Annotated in this window: 15 protein-coding genes, 2 tRNA genes, 3 rRNA genes and 1 pseudogene; 10 read left to right on the top strand and 11 right to left on the bottom strand. The window is 57.0% G+C overall.

The genetic code is table 11. The features are described 5' to 3' along the window. Nucleotides 1-131 precede the first annotated feature (131 nt). From rrf to aptA, 7 genes are all read right to left on the bottom strand, one after another. A 5S ribosomal RNA gene (gene rrf, locus ACA041_RS03130) occupies nucleotides 132-247 on the bottom strand. A 157-nt stretch (nucleotides 248-404) separates the two neighbouring features. Continuing rightward, a 23S ribosomal RNA gene (locus tag ACA041_RS03125) occupies nucleotides 405-3,296 on the bottom strand. Between the two features lie 241 nt (nucleotides 3,297-3,537). Then, a tRNA-Ala gene (locus ACA041_RS03120) sits at nucleotides 3,538-3,613 on the bottom strand. Nucleotides 3,614-3,623: 10 nt separating this feature from the next. Further along, nucleotides 3,624-3,700 (bottom strand) — tRNA-Ile (locus ACA041_RS03115). Nucleotides 3,701-3,822: 122 nt separating this feature from the next. Beyond that, nucleotides 3,823-5,361: ribosomal RNA gene (locus tag ACA041_RS03110) — 16S ribosomal RNA — on the bottom strand. The 16S, 23S and 5S rRNA genes sit together here with 2 tRNA genes alongside, the layout of an rRNA operon. A 634-nt stretch (nucleotides 5,362-5,995) precedes the next feature. Then, entirely contained in the window at nucleotides 5,996-7,489 is a 1,494-nt protein-coding gene (locus ACA041_RS03105; RefSeq protein ID WP_462042989.1) for a CoA-acylating methylmalonate-semialdehyde dehydrogenase, read from the bottom strand. 159 nt (nucleotides 7,490-7,648) lie between these two features. After that, on the bottom strand, nucleotides 7,649-8,998 hold the full coding sequence (aptA, locus tag ACA041_RS03100; RefSeq protein WP_497439841.1) for an omega-aminotransferase AptA: 1,350 nt from the start codon (nucleotides 8,996-8,998) through the stop codon (nucleotides 7,649-7,651). A 124-nt stretch (nucleotides 8,999-9,122) separates the two neighbouring features. Here aptA and ACA041_RS03095 point away from each other — a divergent pair, with 124 nt between their 5' ends. The 3 genes from ACA041_RS03095 to ACA041_RS03085 all read left to right on the top strand — a co-directional run bounded on the left by ACA041_RS03095 (nucleotide 9,123) and on the right by ACA041_RS03085 (nucleotide 11,413). Then, on the top strand, nucleotides 9,123-10,043 hold the full coding sequence (locus tag ACA041_RS03095) for a LysR family transcriptional regulator (RefSeq protein ID WP_497439840.1): 921 nt from the start codon (nucleotides 9,123-9,125) through the stop codon (nucleotides 10,041-10,043). A 137-nt stretch (nucleotides 10,044-10,180) separates the two neighbouring features. Further along, nucleotides 10,181-10,831 (top strand): TetR/AcrR family transcriptional regulator, encoded by a 651-nt coding sequence (locus ACA041_RS03090; protein WP_497439839.1) that lies wholly within the window; start codon nucleotides 10,181-10,183, stop codon nucleotides 10,829-10,831. Nucleotides 10,832-10,837: 6 nt separating this feature from the next. Continuing rightward, on the top strand, nucleotides 10,838-11,413 hold the full coding sequence (locus ACA041_RS03085) for an IMPACT family protein (RefSeq protein ID WP_497439838.1): 576 nt from the start codon (nucleotides 10,838-10,840) through the stop codon (nucleotides 11,411-11,413). 388 nt (nucleotides 11,414-11,801) lie between these two features. On the opposite strand, the gene ACA041_RS03080 is transcribed toward ACA041_RS03085, so the two are convergent. Next, a complete protein-coding gene (locus tag ACA041_RS03080; protein ID WP_497439837.1) occupies nucleotides 11,802-12,236 on the bottom strand; it encodes a hypothetical protein in 435 nt (144 codons plus the stop codon). Nucleotides 12,237-12,318: 82 nt separating this feature from the next. Here ACA041_RS03080 and ACA041_RS03075 point away from each other — a divergent pair, with 82 nt between their 5' ends. From ACA041_RS03075 to ACA041_RS03065, 3 genes are all read left to right on the top strand, one after another. Further along, nucleotides 12,319-12,669 carry a MerR family transcriptional regulator gene (locus tag ACA041_RS03075; protein WP_497441998.1) on the top strand — a complete coding sequence of 117 codons (351 nt, stop codon included), beginning with the start codon at nucleotides 12,319-12,321 and terminating at the stop codon, nucleotides 12,667-12,669. Between the two features lie 24 nt (nucleotides 12,670-12,693). Continuing rightward, the gene (locus ACA041_RS03070) at nucleotides 12,694-13,380 is read left to right on the top strand and encodes an SDR family oxidoreductase (RefSeq protein WP_497439836.1); all 687 of its coding nucleotides are present in this window, start codon (nucleotides 12,694-12,696) and stop codon (nucleotides 13,378-13,380) included. Between the two features lie 153 nt (nucleotides 13,381-13,533). Beyond that, nucleotides 13,534-14,892, top strand: coding sequence for an 8-oxoguanine deaminase (locus tag ACA041_RS03065; RefSeq protein WP_497439835.1), 1,359 nt, complete (start codon nucleotides 13,534-13,536; stop codon nucleotides 14,890-14,892). Nucleotides 14,893-14,955: 63 nt separating this feature from the next. On the opposite strand, the gene ACA041_RS03060 is transcribed toward ACA041_RS03065, so the two are convergent. Beyond that, nucleotides 14,956-16,044, bottom strand: coding sequence for a calcium:cation antiporter (locus tag ACA041_RS03060; protein ID WP_497439834.1), 1,089 nt, complete (start codon nucleotides 16,042-16,044; stop codon nucleotides 14,956-14,958). A 233-nt stretch (nucleotides 16,045-16,277) separates the two neighbouring features. Between ACA041_RS03060 and ACA041_RS03055 the strand changes: the two genes are divergently transcribed. Then, entirely contained in the window at nucleotides 16,278-17,231 is a 954-nt protein-coding gene (locus tag ACA041_RS03055) for an adenosine deaminase (RefSeq protein WP_497439833.1), read from the top strand. 87 nt (nucleotides 17,232-17,318) lie between these two features. On the opposite strand, the gene ACA041_RS03050 is transcribed toward ACA041_RS03055, so the two are convergent. Further along, nucleotides 17,319-18,053 (bottom strand): ArsR/SmtB family transcription factor, encoded by a 735-nt coding sequence (locus ACA041_RS03050; RefSeq protein WP_497439832.1) that lies wholly within the window; start codon nucleotides 18,051-18,053, stop codon nucleotides 17,319-17,321. A 333-nt stretch (nucleotides 18,054-18,386) separates the two neighbouring features. On the opposite strand from ACA041_RS03050, the gene ACA041_RS03045 reads away from it, so the two are divergent. From ACA041_RS03045 to ACA041_RS03035, 3 genes and pseudogenes are all read left to right on the top strand, one after another. Then, on the top strand, nucleotides 18,387-18,680 hold the full coding sequence (locus ACA041_RS03045) for a putative quinol monooxygenase (protein WP_497439831.1): 294 nt from the start codon (nucleotides 18,387-18,389) through the stop codon (nucleotides 18,678-18,680). Nucleotides 18,681-18,779: 99 nt separating this feature from the next. Continuing rightward, nucleotides 18,780-18,956 (top strand): annotated as a pseudogene (locus ACA041_RS03040) (zinc-binding dehydrogenase); the annotation flags it as partial. 178 nt (nucleotides 18,957-19,134) lie between these two features. Continuing rightward, nucleotides 19,135-19,305 (top strand): hypothetical protein, encoded by a 171-nt coding sequence (locus ACA041_RS03035; RefSeq protein WP_168187361.1) that lies wholly within the window; start codon nucleotides 19,135-19,137, stop codon nucleotides 19,303-19,305. Between the two features lie 8 nt (nucleotides 19,306-19,313). Here the strand turns inward: ACA041_RS03035 and ACA041_RS03030 are convergent, their stop codons facing one another. Next, nucleotides 19,314-20,510 carry a multidrug effflux MFS transporter gene (locus tag ACA041_RS03030; protein ID WP_497439830.1) on the bottom strand — a complete coding sequence of 399 codons (1,197 nt, stop codon included), beginning with the start codon at nucleotides 20,508-20,510 and terminating at the stop codon, nucleotides 19,314-19,316. Between the last annotated feature and the right edge of the window lie 69 nt (nucleotides 20,511-20,579).

Below are 20,579 nucleotides of genomic sequence, written 5' to 3'. Positions count from 1 at the left end.
GCAAATCGAGGGACGACTGTAGCATTGAAGGCGATTGGCTTCATTGCAGGAGCGAGCTTGCTCCTACAGAAAAAGGGGCCACAAAAACAAAACCCCTACCTGCGTACGCAGATAGGGGTTTCGGAATTTAATCTTGACGATGACCTACTCTCACATGGGGAAACCCCACACTACCATCGGCGATGCATCGTTTCACTGCTGAGTTCGGGATGGGATCAGGTGGTTCCAATGCTCTATGGTCGTCAAGAAATTCGGGTACTGAGTCGCGACCAGCTGGCCTCGCTTCAGCAAATTGGGTATGTGATAGCTTTCGGTGTTTTGTGAGATTCGAACTTTCGGTTCATTTCGTCTTCACACACCGCAATCTGATGCTCTTTCGAGTAGTCAAATTGCTTGGGTGTTATATGGTCAAGCCTCACGGGCAATTAGTATTGGTTAGCTCAACGCCTCACAGCGCTTACACACCCAACCTATCAACGTCGTAGTCTTCGACGGCCCTTCAGGGGACTCAAGGTCCCAGTGAGATCTCATCTTGAGGCTAGTTTCCCGCTTAGATGCTTTCAGCGGTTATCTATTCCGAACATAGCTACCCGGCAATGCCACTGGCGTGACAACCGGAACACCAGAGGTTCGTCCACTCCGGTCCTCTCGTACTAGGAGCAGCCCCTCTCAAATCTCAAACGTCCACGGCAGATAGGGACCGAACTGTCTCACGACGTTCTAAACCCAGCTCGCGTACCACTTTAAATGGCGAACAGCCATACCCTTGGGACCGGCTTCAGCCCCAGGATGTGATGAGCCGACATCGAGGTGCCAAACACCGCCGTCGATATGAACTCTTGGGCGGTATCAGCCTGTTATCCCCGGAGTACCTTTTATCCGTTGAGCGATGGCCCTTCCATACAGAACCACCGGATCACTAAGACCTACTTTCGTACCTGCTCGACGTGTCTGTCTCGCAGTCAAGCGCGCTTTTGCCTTTATACTCTACGACCGATTTCCGACCGGTCTGAGCGCACCTTCGTACTCCTCCGTTACTCTTTAGGAGGAGACCGCCCCAGTCAAACTACCCACCATACACTGTCCTCGATCCGGATAACGGACCTGAGTTAGAACCTCAAAGTTGCCAGGGTGGTATTTCAAGGTTGGCTCCACGCGAACTGGCGTCCACGCTTCAAAGCCTCCCACCTATCCTACACAAGCAAATTCAAAGTCCAGTGCAAAGCTATAGTAAAGGTTCACGGGGTCTTTCCGTCTAGCCGCGGATACACTGCATCTTCACAGCGATTTCAATTTCACTGAGTCTCGGGTGGAGACAGCGCCGCCATCGTTACGCCATTCGTGCAGGTCGGAACTTACCCGACAAGGAATTTCGCTACCTTAGGACCGTTATAGTTACGGCCGCCGTTTACCGGGGCTTCGATCAAGAGCTTCGCGTTAGCTAACCCCATCAATTAACCTTCCGGCACCGGGCAGGCGTCACACCCTATACGTCCACTTTCGTGTTTGCAGAGTGCTGTGTTTTTAATAAACAGTCGCAGCGGCCTGGTATCTTCGACCGGCATGAGCTTACGGAGCAAGTCCTTCACCCTCACCGGCGCACCTTCTCCCGAAGTTACGGTGCCATTTTGCCTAGTTCCTTCACCCGAGTTCTCTCAAGCGCCTTGGTATTCTCTACCCAACCACCTGTGTCGGTTTGGGGTACGGTTCCTGGTTACCTGAAGCTTAGAAGCTTTTCTTGGAAGCATGGCATCAACCACTTCGTGTTCTAAAAGAACACTCGTCATCAGCTCTCGGCCTTAAGATCCCGGATTTACCTAAGATCTCAGCCTACCACCTTAAACTTGGACAACCAACGCCAAGCTGGCCTAGCCTTCTCCGTCCCTCCATCGCAATAACCAGAAGTACAGGAATATTAACCTGTTTTCCATCGACTACGCTTTTCAGCCTCGCCTTAGGGACCGACTAACCCTGCGTCGATTAACGTTGCGCAGGAAACCTTGGTCTTTCGGCGTGGGTGTTTTTCACACCCATTGTCGTTACTCATGTCAGCATTCGCACTTCTGATACCTCCAGCAAGCTTCTCAACTCACCTTCACAGGCTTACAGAACGCTCCTCTACCGCATCACCTAAGTGATACCCGTAGCTTCGGTGTATGGTTTGAGCCCCGTTACATCTTCCGCGCAGGCCGACTCGACTAGTGAGCTATTACGCTTTCTTTAAAGGGTGGCTGCTTCTAAGCCAACCTCCTAGCTGTCTAAGCCTTCCCACATCGTTTCCCACTTAACCATAACTTTGGGACCTTAGCTGACGGTCTGGGTTGTTTCCCTTTTCACGACGGACGTTAGCACCCGCCGTGTGTCTCCCATGCTCGGCACTTGTAGGTATTCGGAGTTTGCATCGGTTTGGTAAGTCGGGATGACCCCCTAGCCGAAACAGTGCTCTACCCCCTACAGTGATACATGAGGCGCTACCTAAATAGCTTTCGAGGAGAACCAGCTATCTCCGAGCTTGATTAGCCTTTCACTCCGATCCACAGGTCATCCGCTAACTTTTCAACGGTAGTCGGTTCGGTCCTCCAGTTAGTGTTACCCAACCTTCAACCTGCCCATGGATAGATCGCCCGGTTTCGGGTCTATTCCCAGCGACTAGACGCCCTATTAAGACTCGCTTTCGCTACGCCTCCCCTATTCGGTTAAGCTCGCCACTGAAAATAAGTCGCTGACCCATTATACAAAAGGTACGCAGTCACCCAACAAAGTGGGCTCCCACTGCTTGTACGCATACGGTTTCAGGATCTATTTCACTCCCCTCTCCGGGGTTCTTTTCGCCTTTCCCTCACGGTACTAGTTCACTATCGGTCAGTCAGTAGTATTTAGCCTTGGAGGATGGTCCCCCCATATTCAGACAAAGTTTCTCGTGCTCCGTCCTACTCGATTTCATGACTAAGAGATTTTCGCGTACAGGGCTATCACCCACTATGGCCGTACTTTCCAGAACGTTCCGCTAATCTCAAAGCCACTTAAGGGCTAGTCCCCGTTCGCTCGCCACTACTAAGGGAATCTCGGTTGATTTCTTTTCCTCAGGGTACTTAGATGTTTCAGTTCCCCTGGTTCGCTTCTTAAGCCTATGTATTCAGCTTAAGATACCTAACTTATGTTAGGTGGGTTCCCCCATTCAGACATCTCCGGATCAAAGTCTGTTTGCCGACTCCCCGAAGCTTTTCGCAGGCTACCACGTCTTTCATCGCCTCTGACTGCCAAGGCATCCACCGTATGCGCTTCTTCACTTGACCATATAACCCCAAGCAATCTGGTTATACTGTGAAGACGACATTCGCCGAAAATTCGATAATACTCAATTAAGAGCAACTCACAAATTTTACCTTAGCCTGATCCGTTACCAGTGAAAGTAACGTTCAGTCTATCTTTCTATCACATACCCAAATTTTTAAAGAACGATCTAATCAAAGACTAGAAATCAATATTCGCCATGGAATATTCATTTCTAAACTCTAAACGCTTCAAAGCAGTTTATGGTGGAGCCAAACGGGATCGAACCGTTGACCTCCTGCGTGCAAGGCAGGCGCTCTCCCAGCTGAGCTATGGCCCCATAACAAAATTGGTGGGTCTGGGCAGATTCGAACTGCCGACCTCACCCTTATCAGGGGTGCGCTCTAACCAACTGAGCTACAGACCCAATTTCGAGCTTGTAACTGTTAGCCTGAGCTATCAGCTTGGAGCTTAAAGCTGCTTCTATCGTCTTCTTCAATGAATCAAGCAATTCGTGTGGGAACTTATGGAGCAGCTGATGTCGTCGATTAAGGAGGTGATCCAGCCGCAGGTTCCCCTACGGCTACCTTGTTACGACTTCACCCCAGTCATGAATCACACCGTGGTAACCGTCCTCCCGAAGGTTAGACTAGCTACTTCTGGTGCAACCCACTCCCATGGTGTGACGGGCGGTGTGTACAAGGCCCGGGAACGTATTCACCGCGACATTCTGATTCGCGATTACTAGCGATTCCGACTTCACGCAGTCGAGTTGCAGACTGCGATCCGGACTACGATCGGTTTTCTGGGATTAGCTCCACCTCGCGGCTTGGCAACCCTCTGTACCGACCATTGTAGCACGTGTGTAGCCCAGGCCGTAAGGGCCATGATGACTTGACGTCATCCCCACCTTCCTCCGGTTTGTCACCGGCAGTCTCCTTAGAGTGCCCACCATTACGTGCTGGTAACTAAGGACAAGGGTTGCGCTCGTTACGGGACTTAACCCAACATCTCACGACACGAGCTGACGACAGCCATGCAGCACCTGTCTCAATGTTCCCGAAGGCACCAATCCATCTCTGGAAAGTTCATTGGATGTCAAGGCCTGGTAAGGTTCTTCGCGTTGCTTCGAATTAAACCACATGCTCCACCGCTTGTGCGGGCCCCCGTCAATTCATTTGAGTTTTAACCTTGCGGCCGTACTCCCCAGGCGGTCAACTTAATGCGTTAGCTGCGCCACTAAGAGCTCAAGGCTCCCAACGGCTAGTTGACATCGTTTACGGCGTGGACTACCAGGGTATCTAATCCTGTTTGCTCCCCACGCTTTCGCACCTCAGTGTCAGTATCAGTCCAGGTGGTCGCCTTCGCCACTGGTGTTCCTTCCTATATCTACGCATTTCACCGCTACACAGGAAATTCCACCACCCTCTACCATACTCTAGCTCGTCAGTTTTGAATGCAGTTCCCAGGTTGAGCCCGGGGATTTCACATCCAACTTAACGAACCACCTACGCGCGCTTTACGCCCAGTAATTCCGATTAACGCTTGCACCCTCTGTATTACCGCGGCTGCTGGCACAGAGTTAGCCGGTGCTTATTCTGTCGGTAACGTCAAAACAGATACGTATTAGGTAACTGCCCTTCCTCCCAACTTAAAGTGCTTTACAATCCGAAGACCTTCTTCACACACGCGGCATGGCTGGATCAGGCTTTCGCCCATTGTCCAATATTCCCCACTGCTGCCTCCCGTAGGAGTCTGGACCGTGTCTCAGTTCCAGTGTGACTGATCATCCTCTCAGACCAGTTACGGATCGTCGCCTTGGTGAGCCATTACCTCACCAACTAGCTAATCCGACCTAGGCTCATCTGATAGCGCAAGGCCCGAAGGTCCCCTGCTTTCTCCCGTAGGACGTATGCGGTATTAGCGTCCGTTTCCGAGCGTTATCCCCCACTACCAGGCAGATTCCTAGGCATTACTCACCCGTCCGCCGCTCGCCACCAGGTACAAGTACCCGTGCTGCCGCTCGACTTGCATGTGTTAGGCCTGCCGCCAGCGTTCAATCTGAGCCATGATCAAACTCTTCAGTTCAAACATCTTTGGGTTTTTAAGAAACCCTAAACTTGGCTCAGCAATCGTTGGTTACATCTTTGATTTCTCGCGGAGTAACTTGTGATGCTGATAATCTTGTTGACTATCAGTCTGACTCCACAAGCACCCACACGAATTGCTTGATTCAGTTGTTAAAGAGCGGTTGGTTAAGATCTTTCGTCTCAACCGAGGCGCGCATTCTACGCTTTCCTCTGCTGCTGTCAAGCGGTTATTTTCAGAAGTTTTCAAAGTTTCCTTTGCAACTTCAACCACTTGCGCTTCCGATCTCTCGTCAGCGGGAGGCGAATTCTACAGCGTTAGTCGCTGCTGTCAACACCTCTTTTACACCGCTTCGATCGAGAAGATCGAATCGTTAATAAGGCGACAACACACTGCCCTACCAACTCCTTCCAGGCTTCGATGATCTGAAGCACCCCGCTGCCGAAAACTGCGTAACTCTTTGTTTACCAAGGAGTTTTCCGTTTCGACTGCGCCGGAAGTGGGGCGAATTATAGACTTCCTGAATCTGTCGTCAATATCTATTTTAACAATTCTGTCATATAACTCGAAAAACCCTCTGAAACGCAAAGGCCGGCCCCCATTCAACAGAGGGGCCGGCCTTTTTCCCTTCTACTTACAAGCTAGGGAAAGCGAATTGCGATGCTTCATGGCTTGCCCGTTGCGGCCAGCGCTGGGTAATCGCCTTGCGACGGGTGTAGAAACGCACGCCATCCGGACCATACGCATGCAGATCGCCGAACAGCGAGCGCTTCCAGCCACCAAAGCTGTGATAAGCCACCGGCACCGGCAGCGGCACGTTAACGCCGACCATGCCGACTTCGATCTCGTCGCAGAACAACCGCGCCGCTTCCCCGTCACGGGTGAAGATGCAGGTGCCGTTGCCATACTCGTGATCGTTGATCAGCTGCATCGCCTCTTCCAGGCTGTTAACCCGGACAACACACAGCACCGGCCCGAAAATCTCTTCTTTATAGATACGCATCTCTGGCGTGACGTTATCGAACAGGCAGCCACCCAGGAAGAAGCCATCCTCATGACCGGCCACGCTCAGACCGCGACCATCAACCACCAAGGAAGCACCGGCAGAAACGCCGTCTTCTATATAGCCACTGACCTTGTCACGAGCCTGACCGGAAACCAACGGCCCCATGTCCAGACCGCAGGTGGTACCGGCACCGATTTTCAGCGCCTTGATTTGCGGTACCAACTTGGCCACCAACGCATCCGCCACCTGGTCGCCGACGCACACGGCCACCGAGATCGCCATGCAACGCTCACCGCAGGAACCATACGCTGCGCCCATCAGTGCGCTGACGGCGTTATCCAGATCCGCATCCGGCATCAGCACCGCATGGTTTTTCGCCCCGCCCAACGCCTGGACGCGTTTGCCGCGCTTGGTGCCTTCGGCGTAGATGTATTCGGCAATCGGCGTCGAACCCACGAAACTCAACGCCTTGACTTCCGGCGCTTCGATCAGCGCATCCACTGCGGCCTTGTCGCCGTGCACCACGCTCAGAACGCCTTTTGGCAAACCAGCTTCCAGCAGCAGCTGAGCGATCAGCAGCGTCGAGCTTGGATCACGCTCAGAAGGTTTGAGGATGAAGCAGTTGCCGCAGACGATGGCCAGCGGGTACATCCACAGCGGCACCATGGCAGGGAAGTTGAACGGAGTAATACCGGCCACCACGCCCAGCGGCTGGAAGTCCGACCAGGCATCAATGTTCGGGCCGACGTTACGGCTGTATTCGCCCTTGAGGATTTCCGGTGCTGCGCACGCGAACTCGACGTTCTCGATACCACGCTTCAATTCGCCGGCAGCATCTTCCAGCGTCTTGCCGTGTTCTTCGCTGATCAGCTGTGCGATACGCGCTTCGTTCTGTTCCAGCAGTTGCTTGAAGCGGAACATCACCTGCGCACGCTTGGCCGGCGGAGTGTTACGCCAGGCCGGGAACGCAGCCTTGGCCGAGTCGATGGCTTTCTGGATGGTTTCACGGCTGGCCAATGGCAGCTTATGGATCGCCTGGCCGGTAGACGGGTTGAACACGTCAGCGGTGCGACCGTCTTCGGTCACCAGTTCGCCATTGATCAAATGCGGGATAAGGCTCATGCGGGGCTCCTGAAAAGTTGTCCACAGGCGCGCATCGAAGGGCGCCTGCCATATAGATAGCTTTTTTGTAGGAGCAAGCTTGCTCGCGGTGGTGTGTCAGTCGACATCAATGTAGCTGACACACCTTCGCGAGCAGGCTCGCTCACACAGGTTTTCGAATCAGTCGATTTTGTTCAGCACTTCGCCGACCGCGTCGAACAGGCGATCAAGGTCTTGCGGCTTGCTGTTGAAGGTTGGGCCAAACTGCAGGGTGTCGCCGCCGAAGCGCACGTAGAACCCGGCTTTCCACAGCGCCATGCCCGCTTCGAACGGACGCACGATGGCATCGCCGTCTCGCGGTGCGATCTGGATCGCTCCGGCCAGGCCGTAGTTGCGAATGTCGATAATGTTCTTCGAGCCCTTCAGGCCGTGCAGCGCATTTTCAAAATGCGGCGCGACTTCGGCCACGCTCTGTACCAGGTTTTCCTTTTGCAGCAGATCGAGTGCTGCCAGGCCAGCGGCGCAAGCCACCGGGTGCGCGGAATAGGTATAACCGTGCGGGAATTCCACCGCGTACTCAGGCGTCGCCTGGTTCATGAAGGTCTGGTAGATCTCGGAGCTGGCAATTACCGCGCCCATCGGAATCGCGCCGTTGGTGACTTGCTTGGCGATGCACATCAGGTCCGGGGTCACGCCGAAGCTATCAGCACCGAACATCGAACCGGTGCGGCCGAAACCGGTGATCACTTCGTCGAACACCAGCAGGATGTTGTGCTGATCGCAGATCTCGCGCAGACGCTTGAGGTAACCCTGTGGCGGAACCAGCACGCCGGCGGAACCGGCCATTGGCTCGACGAACACGGCGGCGATGTTCGAAGCGTCGTGCAACTCGATCAGCTTGAGCAGTTCATCGGCCAGGGCGATACCACCCTCTTTCGGCATGCCACGGGAATAGGCATTGCTCGCCAGCAAGGTGTGCGGAAGATGATCGACGTCCATCATCGCCTGACCGAACATCTTGCGGTTGCCGTTGACACCGCCGAGGCTGGTGCCGGCAATGTTCACACCGTGATAGCCACGGGCACGGCCGATCATTTTGGTCTTGGTGGCCTGGCCTTTCAGGCGCCAGTAGGCGCGGACCATCTTCACCGCGGTGTCGGCGCATTCGGAGCCCGAGTCGGTGAAGAACACGTGATTGAGATTGCCCGGCGTCAGGTCGGTGATTTTCTCGGCCAGCTGGAATGACAGCGGGTGGCCATACTGGAAGCCTGGCGAATAGTCGAGCGTGCCCAGCTGTTTGGCGACCGCTTCCTGGATTTCCTTGCGGGTATGCCCGGCGCCGCAGGTCCACAGACCGGACAGCGAATCGTAGACCTTGCGGCCCTTGTCGTCGATCAGCCAGCTGCCTTCGGCGGCAACGATCAGCCGCGGGTCGCGCTGGAAGTTACGGTTGGCGGTGTACGGCATCCAGTGAGCATCGAGCTTGAGCTGGCTGGCCAAAGGAGACTGGGCGTTTTCGGGCAAGTTCATGAGCAAAACCTCGCAGGGCAATAAGCGGCATAGAGATCAAAAGCGTTCTTGCAGCTAAATTGCCACGGGGATAAAGTCGGTGAAATCCAACTCTTCTAATGTTCAGTCAGGCATTTACTAAACTATGAGCAGCCGTCGCTCCGATCCGCTGGCACAAGTCAGCGACTTTGATATCCGCCTGCTGCGGATTTTTCGCAGTGTGGTCGAATGCGGCGGCTTCTCCGCGGCGGAATCGGTACTGGGTATTGGCCGTTCGGCCATCAGCCAGCAGATGAGCGACCTGGAACAGCGTCTCGGCCTGCGCCTGTGCCAACGCGGTCGAGCCGGGTTTTCCCTGACTGAAGAAGGTCGCGAGGTCTATCAGTCGGCGTTGCAGCTATTAAGTGCCCTGGAAAGTTTTCGTACCGAGGTGAACGGTCTGCACCAGCACTTGCGCGGCGAGTTGACCATCGGCCTGACCGATAACCTGGTCACCCTCCCCCACATGCGCATTACCCACGCCCTGGCGCAATTGAAAGAACGGGGCCCGGATGTGCAGATCCAGATCCGCATGATTGCGCCCAACGAAGTCGAACAAGGCGTACTCGACGGTCGCTTGCATGTCGGCGTAGTGCCGCAGGCCAGTGCGCTGTCGGGGCTGGAATATCAGCCGCTCTACAGCGAACGTTCGCTGCTGTATTGCGCGGTCGGGCATCCGTTGTTTTATGTCGACGACAAACAACTGGACGACGAGCGCCTCAACAGCCAGGACGCCATCGCCCCGACTTTCCGTTTACCGGCCGAGATCCAGGCCCATTACCAGGTGCTCAATTGCACCGCCAGTGCGTCGGACCGCGAAGGCATGGCGTTCCTGATCCTGACCGGACGTTACATCGGATACCTGCCGGATCACTACGCCAGCCTCTGGGTACAGCAAGGTCGTTTGCGCGCGTTGAAACCGACAGCGCGTTTCTATGACCTGAGCCTTGCGTCGGTCACACGCAAGGGTCGTCGCCCGCATTTGGTGCTGGAAAGCTTTTTGGAAAGCCTGGCCGCGACGCGCTAAAAACCTGTGGGATCGCCGCACCGCCGCTCCCACAGGGGATTGGGTGTCCAGGTTTTATCGCGCCCGGGACTTGTCTGTAGTCTGTGGGTGCGCTATCAACGCACTGGCTGCACCCACCCACCTGTTTGGAAGTGCCTATGACCTTTGAAGTCCCAGCCCACGGCGGCAAACCCGCCAGCCGCATTCGTCAGAAGAACGAAGAGACCATCATCAAAGCAGCCGAAGACGAGTTCGCCCGTCACGGGTTCAAAGGCACGAGCATGAACACCATCGCCCTGAATGCGGGGCTGCCCAAGGCGAACCTGCACTACTACTTCACCAACAAGCTCGGTTTGTACGTTGCGGTGCTGAGCAATATCATCGAGCTGTGGGACAGCACCTTCAACACCCTGACGGCCGAGGACGATCCGGTCGAAGCGCTGACGCGGTATATTCGCGCCAAGATGGAGTTCTCCCGTCGTCGGCCACAAGCCTCGCGGATCTTCGCCATGGAAGTGATCAGCGGTGGCGAATGCCTGACCGAATATTTCAACCAGGACTACCGCGCCTGGTTTCAGGGGCGAGCGGCGGTGTTCCAGGCGTGGATCGACGCCGGCAAAATGGACCCGGTTGACCCCGTGCACCTGATCTTTCTATTGTGGGGCAGCACTCAGCATTATGCCGACTTCGCCACCCAGATCTGCCGCGTCACCGGGCGCACCAAATTGACCAGACAAGACATGGACGATGCCGGCGACAACCTGATCCGCATCATCCTCAAAGGCTGCGGCCTCACACCTGCCATTTAAGTCCCTATGCCCTTTACCCTCAGCGGTTTTTGCGAGTACCGCGAAGAAATTCGCAAAAGCCGCTTCGTCACCCTCGCCGCGCCGATCGGCAGCCCCGCTGATGCCCTGGCGTTCATCGAGCAGCACAGCGATTTGAATGCCACGCACAATTGCTGGGCATGGAAACTCGGCGATCAATACCGCAGCACCGATGACGGCGAACCTGGCGGCACCGCCGGGCGGCCGATTCTCGCGGCGATCGAGGCCCAGGATTGCGATCAGGTCGTCGTGCTGGTGATTCGTTGGTACGGCGGCATCCAACTGGGTACCGGTGGCCTGGCCCGGGCCTACGGTGGCGGCGCCAACAAATGCCTGCAAGCAAAGGTCGAGTTGATCAGCCGCGTTGCGTTGAGTTGCGCTTGTGCATTTGCCGAACTGACCTTGGTAAAACTTCGGGTAGCCGAGGCTGGCGGTTTGATTGTGCAAGAACACTTCACGGCCAATGGGGTCGAGTTGCAACTGGCTGTTGGCGAAGCACAAATCGACACCCTGCAATCGCAACTGGCTGACCTGAGTCGCGGACGCATTTTGTTGCAGCATTAATCGCACCAACAACGTTCACTGCCCGTTCGTCACCGCCCTGTACTTGCCCACATCTGCTGTGCACCTGGCTGTGGATAACCTGAGCACATCCGGCTGTAACCCTTCTGTCATGCGGCTTTGCGGGCTTTGTTCACTTTTCGTCCAAAGTGCCATCAAAAAACCCAAATCCGCGTAAAAACAATTAGTTAGCGCGGTTTATCACCTTTAGGATAAAGCGGCCCCGTGCTTATGCCCGAGTTTGGCGCTTGCGCACAAATACTGTGGAGCAATCTGTGGATAACCCGTTCATGACTGTCGCGGCACCACATCCGGCATGGGCTGGTGCCTGCTGCTCGTTTTTTGACCAAACCACCTGGGCAAAGCTGGAGCCTGATCAGGGGGTTTGCCCTTAAGTAGTGCCGGGGTTGGATTGACATGGGGCAGGGGTTACTTGCCGGACCGGCAATACCTGAACAATGCCCCAGGCAAATTCGAAGAACAGGAAAATCACCAGCAACGAAGTGGCGCCATGGAGCAAGGCATAGAGCTGCCACGTGGCAAACAGGAATCGCCCCACCGCGTCATACCGCCCATACACCTGTTGCGGGTCACGAATCCGCAGCACCGCCCAGACACACACAATCGACCCCAGCAAATTCGCCATCAGCAGGTGCATCGGCTCGAACGGCGGCCACTCTCCAGGCAGATCCAGAGCCTGACTCAAACCCGACAAGACCCCGTGCAACGCCGCAAAACTCCAGGGTGTGACAAAGGCCGCCGTAACGATCAAGTCATACCACGCGCTGCCGCGCACCAGTTGACGATACTGTGTTGAAGTCCACATCGACCTTGCTCCATAAATTCAGGGAGCAACAAGGCTAAAGCCTGGAGTATGCTCCAGGGTCAAGCCCTCTCGAGACGTCATGATGCGCATTGGTGAATTAGCCCAGGCCAGCGCCGTCAGCCGCGACACGCTGCGTTTCTATGAGCAGCGCGGACTGATCGCGGCGCAACGCAGCGCCAACGGGTATCGCGACTACCCGGCGGACATGGTGCAACTGGTGCTGTACATCAAGACCGCTCAACGGCTGGGCTTTACCCTCGGCGAGATCGGCAACAGTGTCGGCGCATTATGGCAGTCACCCGATCCGGATCGCGCTGTCACGCAACTGCTGCAAGACAAGCTCAAGCTGATCGAGAGCCGCATGGCCGAACTCGACGTACTGCGTCAGGAGTTGCAGCAACGGCTCGGGCAACGCTGTCCATTGAATCCGTGATCCTCATTTATCAAGGAGTCGTCCATGTCCAAGGCTAAAACCGCGCTCATCATCGGTGCCTCCCGGGGCCTGGGCCTCGGCCTGGTGAAGACCCTGCTGGCCGATGGCTGGCAAGTCACCGCCACCGTGCGCAACCCGCAGAATGCCGCAGCCTTGCAGAGTCTGGGCAACGTGCGGATCGAAAAACTCGACATGAACGATCAGCAGGCCGTCCTCGCCCTCAGCCAGCAACTCAAGGACGAAGTGTTCGACCTGCTGTTCGTGAATGCCGGAGTCAAGGGGCCGGACGTTCAAACACCGGGTGGCGCGACGCTTGCCGAAGTCGGTCAACTGTTCTTTACCAATGCGGTGGCGCCGATCAACCTGGCCCAGCGCTTCGTCGGGCAGATCCGTGAGCGGACCGGGGTGCTGGCGTTCATGAGTTCGGTGCTGGGCAGCGTCACCATGCCGGACTCACCGGAGCTGGCGTTGTACAAGGCCAGCAAGGCGGCGCTGAATTCCATGACCAGCAGCTTCGTGACTCGGTTGGGCGAGCAGGAACTCACCGTGCTGTCGTTGCATCCGGGTTGGGTGAAGACTGACATGGGCGGCGAAGGCGCCGACATCGATGTCGAAACCAGCACTCGTGGCCTGGTTGATCAGGTCAACGCGTACACCGGCAAGGGCGGGCATCATTTTGTGAACTACAGGGGTGAAACCATTCCCTGGTAACACCGCCCCCCTGTAGGAGCTGGCGAGGTGGGCTTGCCCGCAACGCGGTTTTGTTCGAAACTGCACACCTCGTCTCCCGACGACCCTGGATCAGCAGACAGGGCAACACTGAGCTGGCAACCCTGAACCCAACTTTCAGAGGAGCCGGCCAACATGCCTGCGACCCGTACCTGGTTAAAAAATCCCCTCGCGATCTTCACTGCCAATGACCTCGATGCCCGTGGCGGCCTGGTGCTGCAAGACGGTTTGATCATCGAAGTGCTCGGCGCCGGCCAGCAACCTTCGGCGCCCTGTGGACAAGTCTTCGATGCCCGCGAGCATGTGATCCTGCCGGGGCTGATCAACACTCATCACCACTTCTATCAAACCCTGACGCGCGCCTGGGCGCCGGTGGTCAATCAGCCGTTGTTTCCGTGGTTGAAAACCCTGTATCCGGTCTGGGCGCGCCTCACGCCTGAAAAACTCGCCCTCGCCAGTAAAGTCGCCTTGGCCGAGCTGCTGCTGTCCGGCTGCACCACCGCAGCCGATCACCATTACCTGTTCCCCGAAGGCCTGGAAAATGCGATCGACGTGCAAGTCGAAAGCGTTCGCGAACTCGGCATGCGCGCCATGCTGACCCGGGGCTCCATGAGTCTTGGCGAAGCCGACGGAGGCCTTCCGCCACAGCAGACTGTGCAACAAGGCGAGGTGATTCTCAACGACAGCCAACGCTTGATCGCCGCGTACCACGAGCGTGGCGATGGCGCACAAATCCAGATCGCGTTGGCACCCTGCTCACCGTTCTCGGTGACTCCGCAAATCATGTCCGCCAGCGCCGAACTGGCGAACGCTCTCGACGTGCGGCTGCACACCCACCTGGCGGAAACCCTCGACGAAGAAGATTTCTGCCTGCAGCGTTTCGGCCTGCGCACTGTGGATTATCTCGATAGCGTCGGCTGGCTCGGCCCGCGCACCTGGCTGGCGCACGGTATCCATTTCAACCCGGATGAAATCGCCCGCCTCGGCGCGGCGGGTACCGGGATCTGCCATTGCCCGAGTTCGAACATGCGCCTGGCTTCCGGCATCTGTCCGACACTGGACCTGACCGCTGCCGGTGCCTTGCTGGGTCTGGGTGTGGATGGCTCGGCGTCCAACGATGCCTCGAACATGATGCTCGAAACCCGTCAGGCGCTGTACATCCAGCGCCTGCGTTATGGCGCCGAAAAGATCACGCCGGAGCTGGTACTGGGCTGGGCGACCAAGGGTTCGGCGCAGTTGCTCGGGCGTACCGATATCGGCGAACTGGCGGTGGGCAAGCAGGCGGATCTGGCGCTGTTCAAGCTCGATGAACTACGCTTCTCCGGCAGCCATGATCCGGTTTCGGCGTTGTTGCTGTGTGGGGCGGATCGGGCGGATCGGGTGATGGTTGGCGGTCAGTGGCGGGTGATCGATGGACAGGTCGAGGGGCTGGATCTGAAGGGGTTGATTGCCGATCACAGTCAGGCGGCCCGGCAGTTGATCGCGGGCGTCTGACACAACACTAATCAAAAACTGTGGGAGCGAGCCTGCTCGCTCCCACATTGGTTTTGTGGTGGGTTAAAGACCGAGCAGCGACAACATGATGAACGTCGCAAACAATACAAAGTGCGTCATCCCTTCGATGGCATTGGTCTCACCATCGTTGAGATTGATTGCACTGACAATCAAGGTGAGGAAAACCATCACGGTCTGCACCGGGGTCATGGCCATCTGGAACGGCTGGCCCGTGTAGAGCGCCATGGCTTCCATCACCGGCACGGTCAGGATCACTGTCGACAGCGACGCCCCCATGGCGATGTTGACCACCGACTGCATGCGGTTGGCGAGTGCCGCGCGCAACGCGGTCAGAATCTCCGGTGCAGCGGAAATCGCTGCCACCAGGATCGCCGTCATCACCGGCGGTGCGCCCGTGCCTTCCAGGCCCAGATCGATCGTCTTGGACATCACCTCGGCCAGTGCGCCGATCACCACCACACCAAACACCAATGTCCCGATGCTCAATGCCAGATTGATCGGCTCCTGCTCCGCGGTCGGCTCCTTCTTGCGACGTTTTTCCGGATAGCTGTAGCTGAAGAAATAGCTATGCGGCCCGACCTGCATGCGCAGGAACAAGGTATAGAGCACGACCATCGCGCCGATGGTGAAGGCCGAATAAAGTTTCCAGTTCGCCTCGGGGATGAACTCCGGCACCACCATGGACACGCCCATGGCGGTGAGGATCATCACGCTGTAACTGCGCGCCGAGTCGTCGTTGTAGGACTGTTCTCCATGCTTGATCCCGCCCATCAACGCGGCCAGGCCGAGGATGCCGTTGATGTCGAGCATCACTGCCGAATAAATCGTGTCGCGCACCAGGGTCGGCGACGCTTGATTGCTCATCATGATCGCCAGGATCACCACTTCCACCAGTACCGCGGCCAGTGTCAGGATCATCGTGCCGTAGGGATCGCCGACTTTTTCCGCGAGCAATTCGGCGTGATGCGCGACGCGCATGGAGGCGATGACAATCAAAGCGACCAGCACCAGGCCGGCGGTCAACGCGACAGGCTGGCCACTGTGCAGCATCCAGTGCTCCAGCGGGTAGGCGATGACGGCGGCGAGCAGGGCCAGCAGCAGAAACTTTTCTTGCTTGAGGAGTGTGAGCATTGCAGGCCTTTTTGCCGGGTGAGGCGAAATCAGTGGGATGAGCTACTGACTGCAGGGCGGCGCTAACGTTTCGTTACACATTAGCGCACCCGTGGAAGGCCACCGGTTCGGCCGGTGCACTTCCATTGCCCGATTGGACCTCTTTGCAACGTGAACCGGCTGGTCAGGTTTTGCTCATTGTTTCCGCGGGCATCTGTAGAATGCCCGCATTGCACCTGATGAGATTTCAAAAAATGTACGACTGGCTGAACGCTCTGCCCAAGGCAGAATTGCACTTGCACCTGGAAGGTTCGCTGGAGCCTGAGCTGCTGTTCGCCCTGGCTGAACGCAACAAAATCGCCCTGCCATGGAGCGATGTCGAAACCCTGCGCAAGGCCTATGCCTTCAATAATTTGCAAGAGTTTCTCGACCTGTATTACCGGGGCGCTGATGTGTTACGCACCTCTCAGGACTTCTACGACCTGACCTGGGCTTACCTGTTGCGTTGCAAGGCGCAGAATGTGATTCACACCGAACCGTTCTTCGATCCGCAGACCCACACCGACCGTGGCGTGCCGTTCGAAGTGGTGCTCAACGGCATCGCCAGCGCGCTGAAGGATGGTGAGCAGCAACTGGGCATCACCAGCGGTCTGATCCTCAGTTTCCTGCGCCACTTGAGCGAAGAAGAAGCCGAAAAGACCCTCGACCAGGCGCTGCCGTTCCGCGATGCGTTTGTTGCCGTTGGCCTGGACAGCTCAGAAATGGGGCACCCGCCGAGCAAGTTCCAGCGCGTGTTCGATCGTGCCCGCCATGAAGGTTTCCTGACCGTCGCCCACGCCGGCGAAGAAGGTCCGCCGGAGTACATCTGGGAAGCCCTCGACCTGCTCAAGATCGAGCGCATCGACCATGGTGTTCGCGCCATCGAAGACGAGCGATTGATGCAGCGGATCATCGACGAACAGATCCCGTTGACTGTGTGCCCGTTGTCCAACACCAAGCTATGCGTGTTCGACCACATGTCCCAACACAACATTCTCGACATGCTGGAACGCGGCGTGAAGGTCACGGTGAACTCCGATGACCCGGCGTACTTTGGCGGTTACGTCACCGAGAACTTCCACGCGCTGTATACCGACTTGGGCATGACTCAAGATCAGGCCAAGCGGTTGGCGCAGAACAGCCTGGATGCGCGGTTGATAAAACCATAAGCATCACCGCCCCCCCTGTAGGAGCTGCGGTGCGGCGATCCGACAAGCCAGCTCCTACAGAACCCCAAGCCCCCGACGCCGCTCGCTCTAAAGCACCACTTCCAGCGCGGTCTCCTTGGCAAAACGATGAATCTCGCGCTGCCCCGCGGCGGTGATCTGCAAGGCTGGCGAGTCATTGGACAAAGTCATCCAGCCAGACTGCATGAACAATTGCAGCAACGCTGCGCCCAGTGACCCGCCCATGTGCGGACGTCTTTCACTCCAGTCAGGACAAGCGCAGGCGGCTCTGCTGGTGCTGTTGGCCAGCGCCTGGACGAACACTCCGCGTTTGGCCAGTTGCGTGGCACCCTTGTGAGTGATCGACACCCGCTGATCGAACTGTTCGATCCAGCCCGAATCCAACAGACGCTGGTAAAGGTCAGCGGCCAACGTGCCGCCCAAATGATCGGTGCACAGCCTGGCACGCAACAATGGCGAAGGCACTGCTTGAGTCTTGGGGATGGGGGTACTGCATTTTAAAATACCCGGGATGTCCCGTGGCGCGCTGGCAATCGTTGCACTGGCCAATGCTTCTATCGCAGCAGCGACTTCGGGTGCGGCAAGCCGAAAGAACCGCTTGCGGCCGCGGATTTCGACTTTCAACAGACCTCCGGCGGACAGCCGTCCCAGGTGCGCACTGGCCGAAGAGGGTGACAGGCCGGCCAGCAATGCCAGCTCTTCGGATTGTCGCGCCGAGCCGTCCATCAAGGCCCACATCATTGCGCTGCGCTTCGGGTCAGCCAGCAACGTGGCGATCTGGCTGATGCAAGGTGCATGTTCCATGTATTCACTCCCTGTTGAATCGTTTCGTCTACTGCTCATCACATAGTATATGCGTGTTAGCTGCCGGATCCTGCCCTGCATAACCCGATGGTGGTGATAGTTCCTGAGAGAAATTTCGCTATTTACCTGCGACTAATGACCTTCGCACAACAACGTCGGAAATTGACTACTTGGTTGGGCGCAGTGTCTGGCAAGCATTTCCCGCAACAGAGCGTTTACAGCCTCGATTATCAAAAAAATATTGAAAGAGACTGCTCTTGTAACGGGTTTTATCTTGCGCAGAAATAGCCAATCATCTGTCCCGTCCAAATCAACCCGTTTACGGAGTCGAACATGTCCCAGCCGTTTACCGCCATTGCCACCCTGATTGCCAAAGCCGGCCAGCAGGACGCCCTCGAACAGCACCTGCGTGCGCTGCTGGAGCCCACCCGTGCCGAGGCCGGTTGCGGGCAGTACGACCTGCATCAGGACCTCGCCGATCCGCTGGCCTTCTACATGATCGAAAAGTGGAGCAGCGATGAGGCCCTGCAAGCCCATGACGCCAGTGCGCATATCCAGAATTTCCGGGCAAGGGCCGGCGATTTCCTCGAGCATTTCGAACTCAAGCGCCTGCGTACCCTGGCCTGATTCTTCGTTTATCACTTTTCCGGAGCCGTCCATGAAAGCCATTGCCTACTAGCCCTCGCTGCCGATCAGCGACGAAAAATCCCTGCAGGACATCGAACTGACATGATTGAACAACACAAACTGCTCAATCGCGTCGCGCAGCTGATCGATGCCGGAACGCTGAAAACCACGGTCGGTGAGCATTTCGGCACGATCAACGCGACCAACCTGCGCCGTGCCCATGAGCTGCTCGAGAGCGGAAAATCCAGGGGCAAGATTGAGCTGGAAGGGTTATGACGATTTAAAAAATCTATCGATCGCAGCCTTCTGCAGCGCCTGCGCGCCTGTGGGACGCTGCAATCTTTTGGGCTTCAAACCGTCAGTCAGAGAGTTGACCGTTGTCATAATTGCGACCGTATTCGGGTCTACAATCGACTCCACTGCAAAGCAATCTTTTACGTAAAGGAGGTCAGCAATGAAGATCCTGATAAAAGAATTGGCAAAATCCCAGTGGCAGGTCCGCCTGGACCAACATGCCGTGACATTCCGCAGCGAAGCCGAAGCTCGCGCCTTCACCCGAACCCTTGAAGCACGCCTGCACGCGCCTCATCAATTTCCCGACCAGCAGCAGCGCGCGGCTGGCTGAGCCTTTCATCAGACCTGGGCTTGCACCAGTGCCCGGGCATTTTGCAAACGTCGGGTGAGCATCGCCACGCCCACCACCAGAATCCCGCACAGACTGATGACCAGGGCCATCGGTACGGCGCTACCATCGTGCAAGACACCGACCAACGTAGCGGCCCCGGCAGCGACGCTGAATTGCAGGCAACCGAGCAACGCCGACGCACTGCCGGCCCGGGCGCCCTGCCCGTCCATCGTACAGGCCGAGGCGTTGGGCAGGATGCAACCCAGGCTGGCGATGCAGATGAACAGCGGAATCAGCAACGGCCACAATTGCGCAGTGTGCATCGACGTGACGGCGAGCAACGTCAGGCCGGCGCCGACGTAGATCCAGACCGTGCGGATCAGCAGAAATGCCGGGCCACGCTTGGCCAGCATTCGCGCATTGACCTGCGCCACCAGAATGAAACCCGCCGCATTGATCCCGAACAGCCAGCCGAAATGCTCGGCCGGCACGCCATAGAGTGTGATAAACACAAAGGGTGAACCGGCAATGTAGGCAAACATCCCGGCGATGGCGATGCCACCTGTCAGGGCGTGGCCGAGAAACACCGGATCGGCCAACAACCGACCGTACTGGCGCAAAGCCCCCGACAACGGTTGGCGCGGCACATGGGCAGGCATGCTCTCCGGCAGCCCGAGCGCGACAGCCAGTCCCACCAGGGCACTGAAACCGGTCAGCACCAGAAAAATCGACTGCCAACCCGTGGTGTTGACCAATAGCCCGCCCAGCATTGGCGCAAGAATCGGTGCCAGCCCCATCACCAGCATCAGCTGCGAAAAGACCTTCGCCGACCCCACCGCATCGCATTTATCGCTGACTACCGCGCGGGCGATCACCATCCCCGCGCAACCACCCAGGGCTTGAATGAAACGCGCACCGATCAGCCATTCGAGGTTGGGCGCATAGGCGCAGGCCAATGAGGCGGCGGTGAACAAACCAACGCCCGTCAGCAGGGGAATGCGTCGCCCGAAGCGATCCGCTACCGGACCGTAGGCCAGTTGACCGAGTGACAATCCCAGGAAATACGCCGCCAGGGTCAGTTGAACGTGTTTTTCATCGGTACCGAAGGCGAGCGCCATTGTCGGGAAGGCCGGCAGATAGAAATCGATCGCCAGCGGACCGAAGGCGCTCAGCGCGCCAAGAATCAAAATGGAACGGAAATTCATCAGGTATCCAGTGGGACAGGTCGGCAGCTCCACAGTCTAGTCGTGCATGGACGCCTTGAACATTCCGTT

It is taken from the genome of Pseudomonas sp. LBUM1676 (genome assembly GCF_059695605.1).
Note: the sequence above shows the minus strand (reverse complement) of the source record. Positions and strands in the feature narration are given on the sequence as shown.

What these genes read in the sequence shown, in the direction of transcription:
- ACA041_RS03105 (WP_462042989.1), bottom strand. Translation starts at nt 7,489, where the DNA reads ATGAGCCTTATCCCGCATTTGATCAATGGCGAACTGGTGACCGAAGAC.
- aptA (WP_497439841.1), bottom strand. Translation starts at nt 8,998, where the DNA reads ATGAACTTGCCCGAAAACGCCCAGTCTCCTTTGGCCAGCCAGCTCAAG.
- ACA041_RS03095 (WP_497439840.1), top strand. Translation starts at nt 9,123, where the DNA reads ATGAGCAGCCGTCGCTCCGATCCGCTGGCACAAGTCAGCGACTTTGAT.
- ACA041_RS03090 (WP_497439839.1), top strand. Translation starts at nt 10,181, where the DNA reads ATGACCTTTGAAGTCCCAGCCCACGGCGGCAAACCCGCCAGCCGCATT.
- ACA041_RS03085 (WP_497439838.1), top strand. Translation starts at nt 10,838, where the DNA reads ATGCCCTTTACCCTCAGCGGTTTTTGCGAGTACCGCGAAGAAATTCGC.
- ACA041_RS03080 (WP_497439837.1), bottom strand. Translation starts at nt 12,236, where the DNA reads ATGTGGACTTCAACACAGTATCGTCAACTGGTGCGCGGCAGCGCGTGG.
- ACA041_RS03075 (WP_497441998.1), top strand. Translation starts at nt 12,319, where the DNA reads ATGCGCATTGGTGAATTAGCCCAGGCCAGCGCCGTCAGCCGCGACACG.
- ACA041_RS03070 (WP_497439836.1), top strand. Translation starts at nt 12,694, where the DNA reads ATGTCCAAGGCTAAAACCGCGCTCATCATCGGTGCCTCCCGGGGCCTG.
- ACA041_RS03065 (WP_497439835.1), top strand. Translation starts at nt 13,534, where the DNA reads ATGCCTGCGACCCGTACCTGGTTAAAAAATCCCCTCGCGATCTTCACT.
- ACA041_RS03060 (WP_497439834.1), bottom strand. Translation starts at nt 16,044, where the DNA reads ATGCTCACACTCCTCAAGCAAGAAAAGTTTCTGCTGCTGGCCCTGCTC.
- ACA041_RS03055 (WP_497439833.1), top strand. Translation starts at nt 16,278, where the DNA reads ATGTACGACTGGCTGAACGCTCTGCCCAAGGCAGAATTGCACTTGCAC.
- ACA041_RS03050 (WP_497439832.1), bottom strand. Translation starts at nt 18,053, where the DNA reads ATGGAACATGCACCTTGCATCAGCCAGATCGCCACGTTGCTGGCTGAC.
- ACA041_RS03045 (WP_497439831.1), top strand. Translation starts at nt 18,387, where the DNA reads ATGTCCCAGCCGTTTACCGCCATTGCCACCCTGATTGCCAAAGCCGGC.
- ACA041_RS03035 (WP_168187361.1), top strand. Translation starts at nt 19,135, where the DNA reads ATGAAGATCCTGATAAAAGAATTGGCAAAATCCCAGTGGCAGGTCCGC.
- ACA041_RS03030 (WP_497439830.1), bottom strand. Translation starts at nt 20,510, where the DNA reads ATGAATTTCCGTTCCATTTTGATTCTTGGCGCGCTGAGCGCCTTCGGT.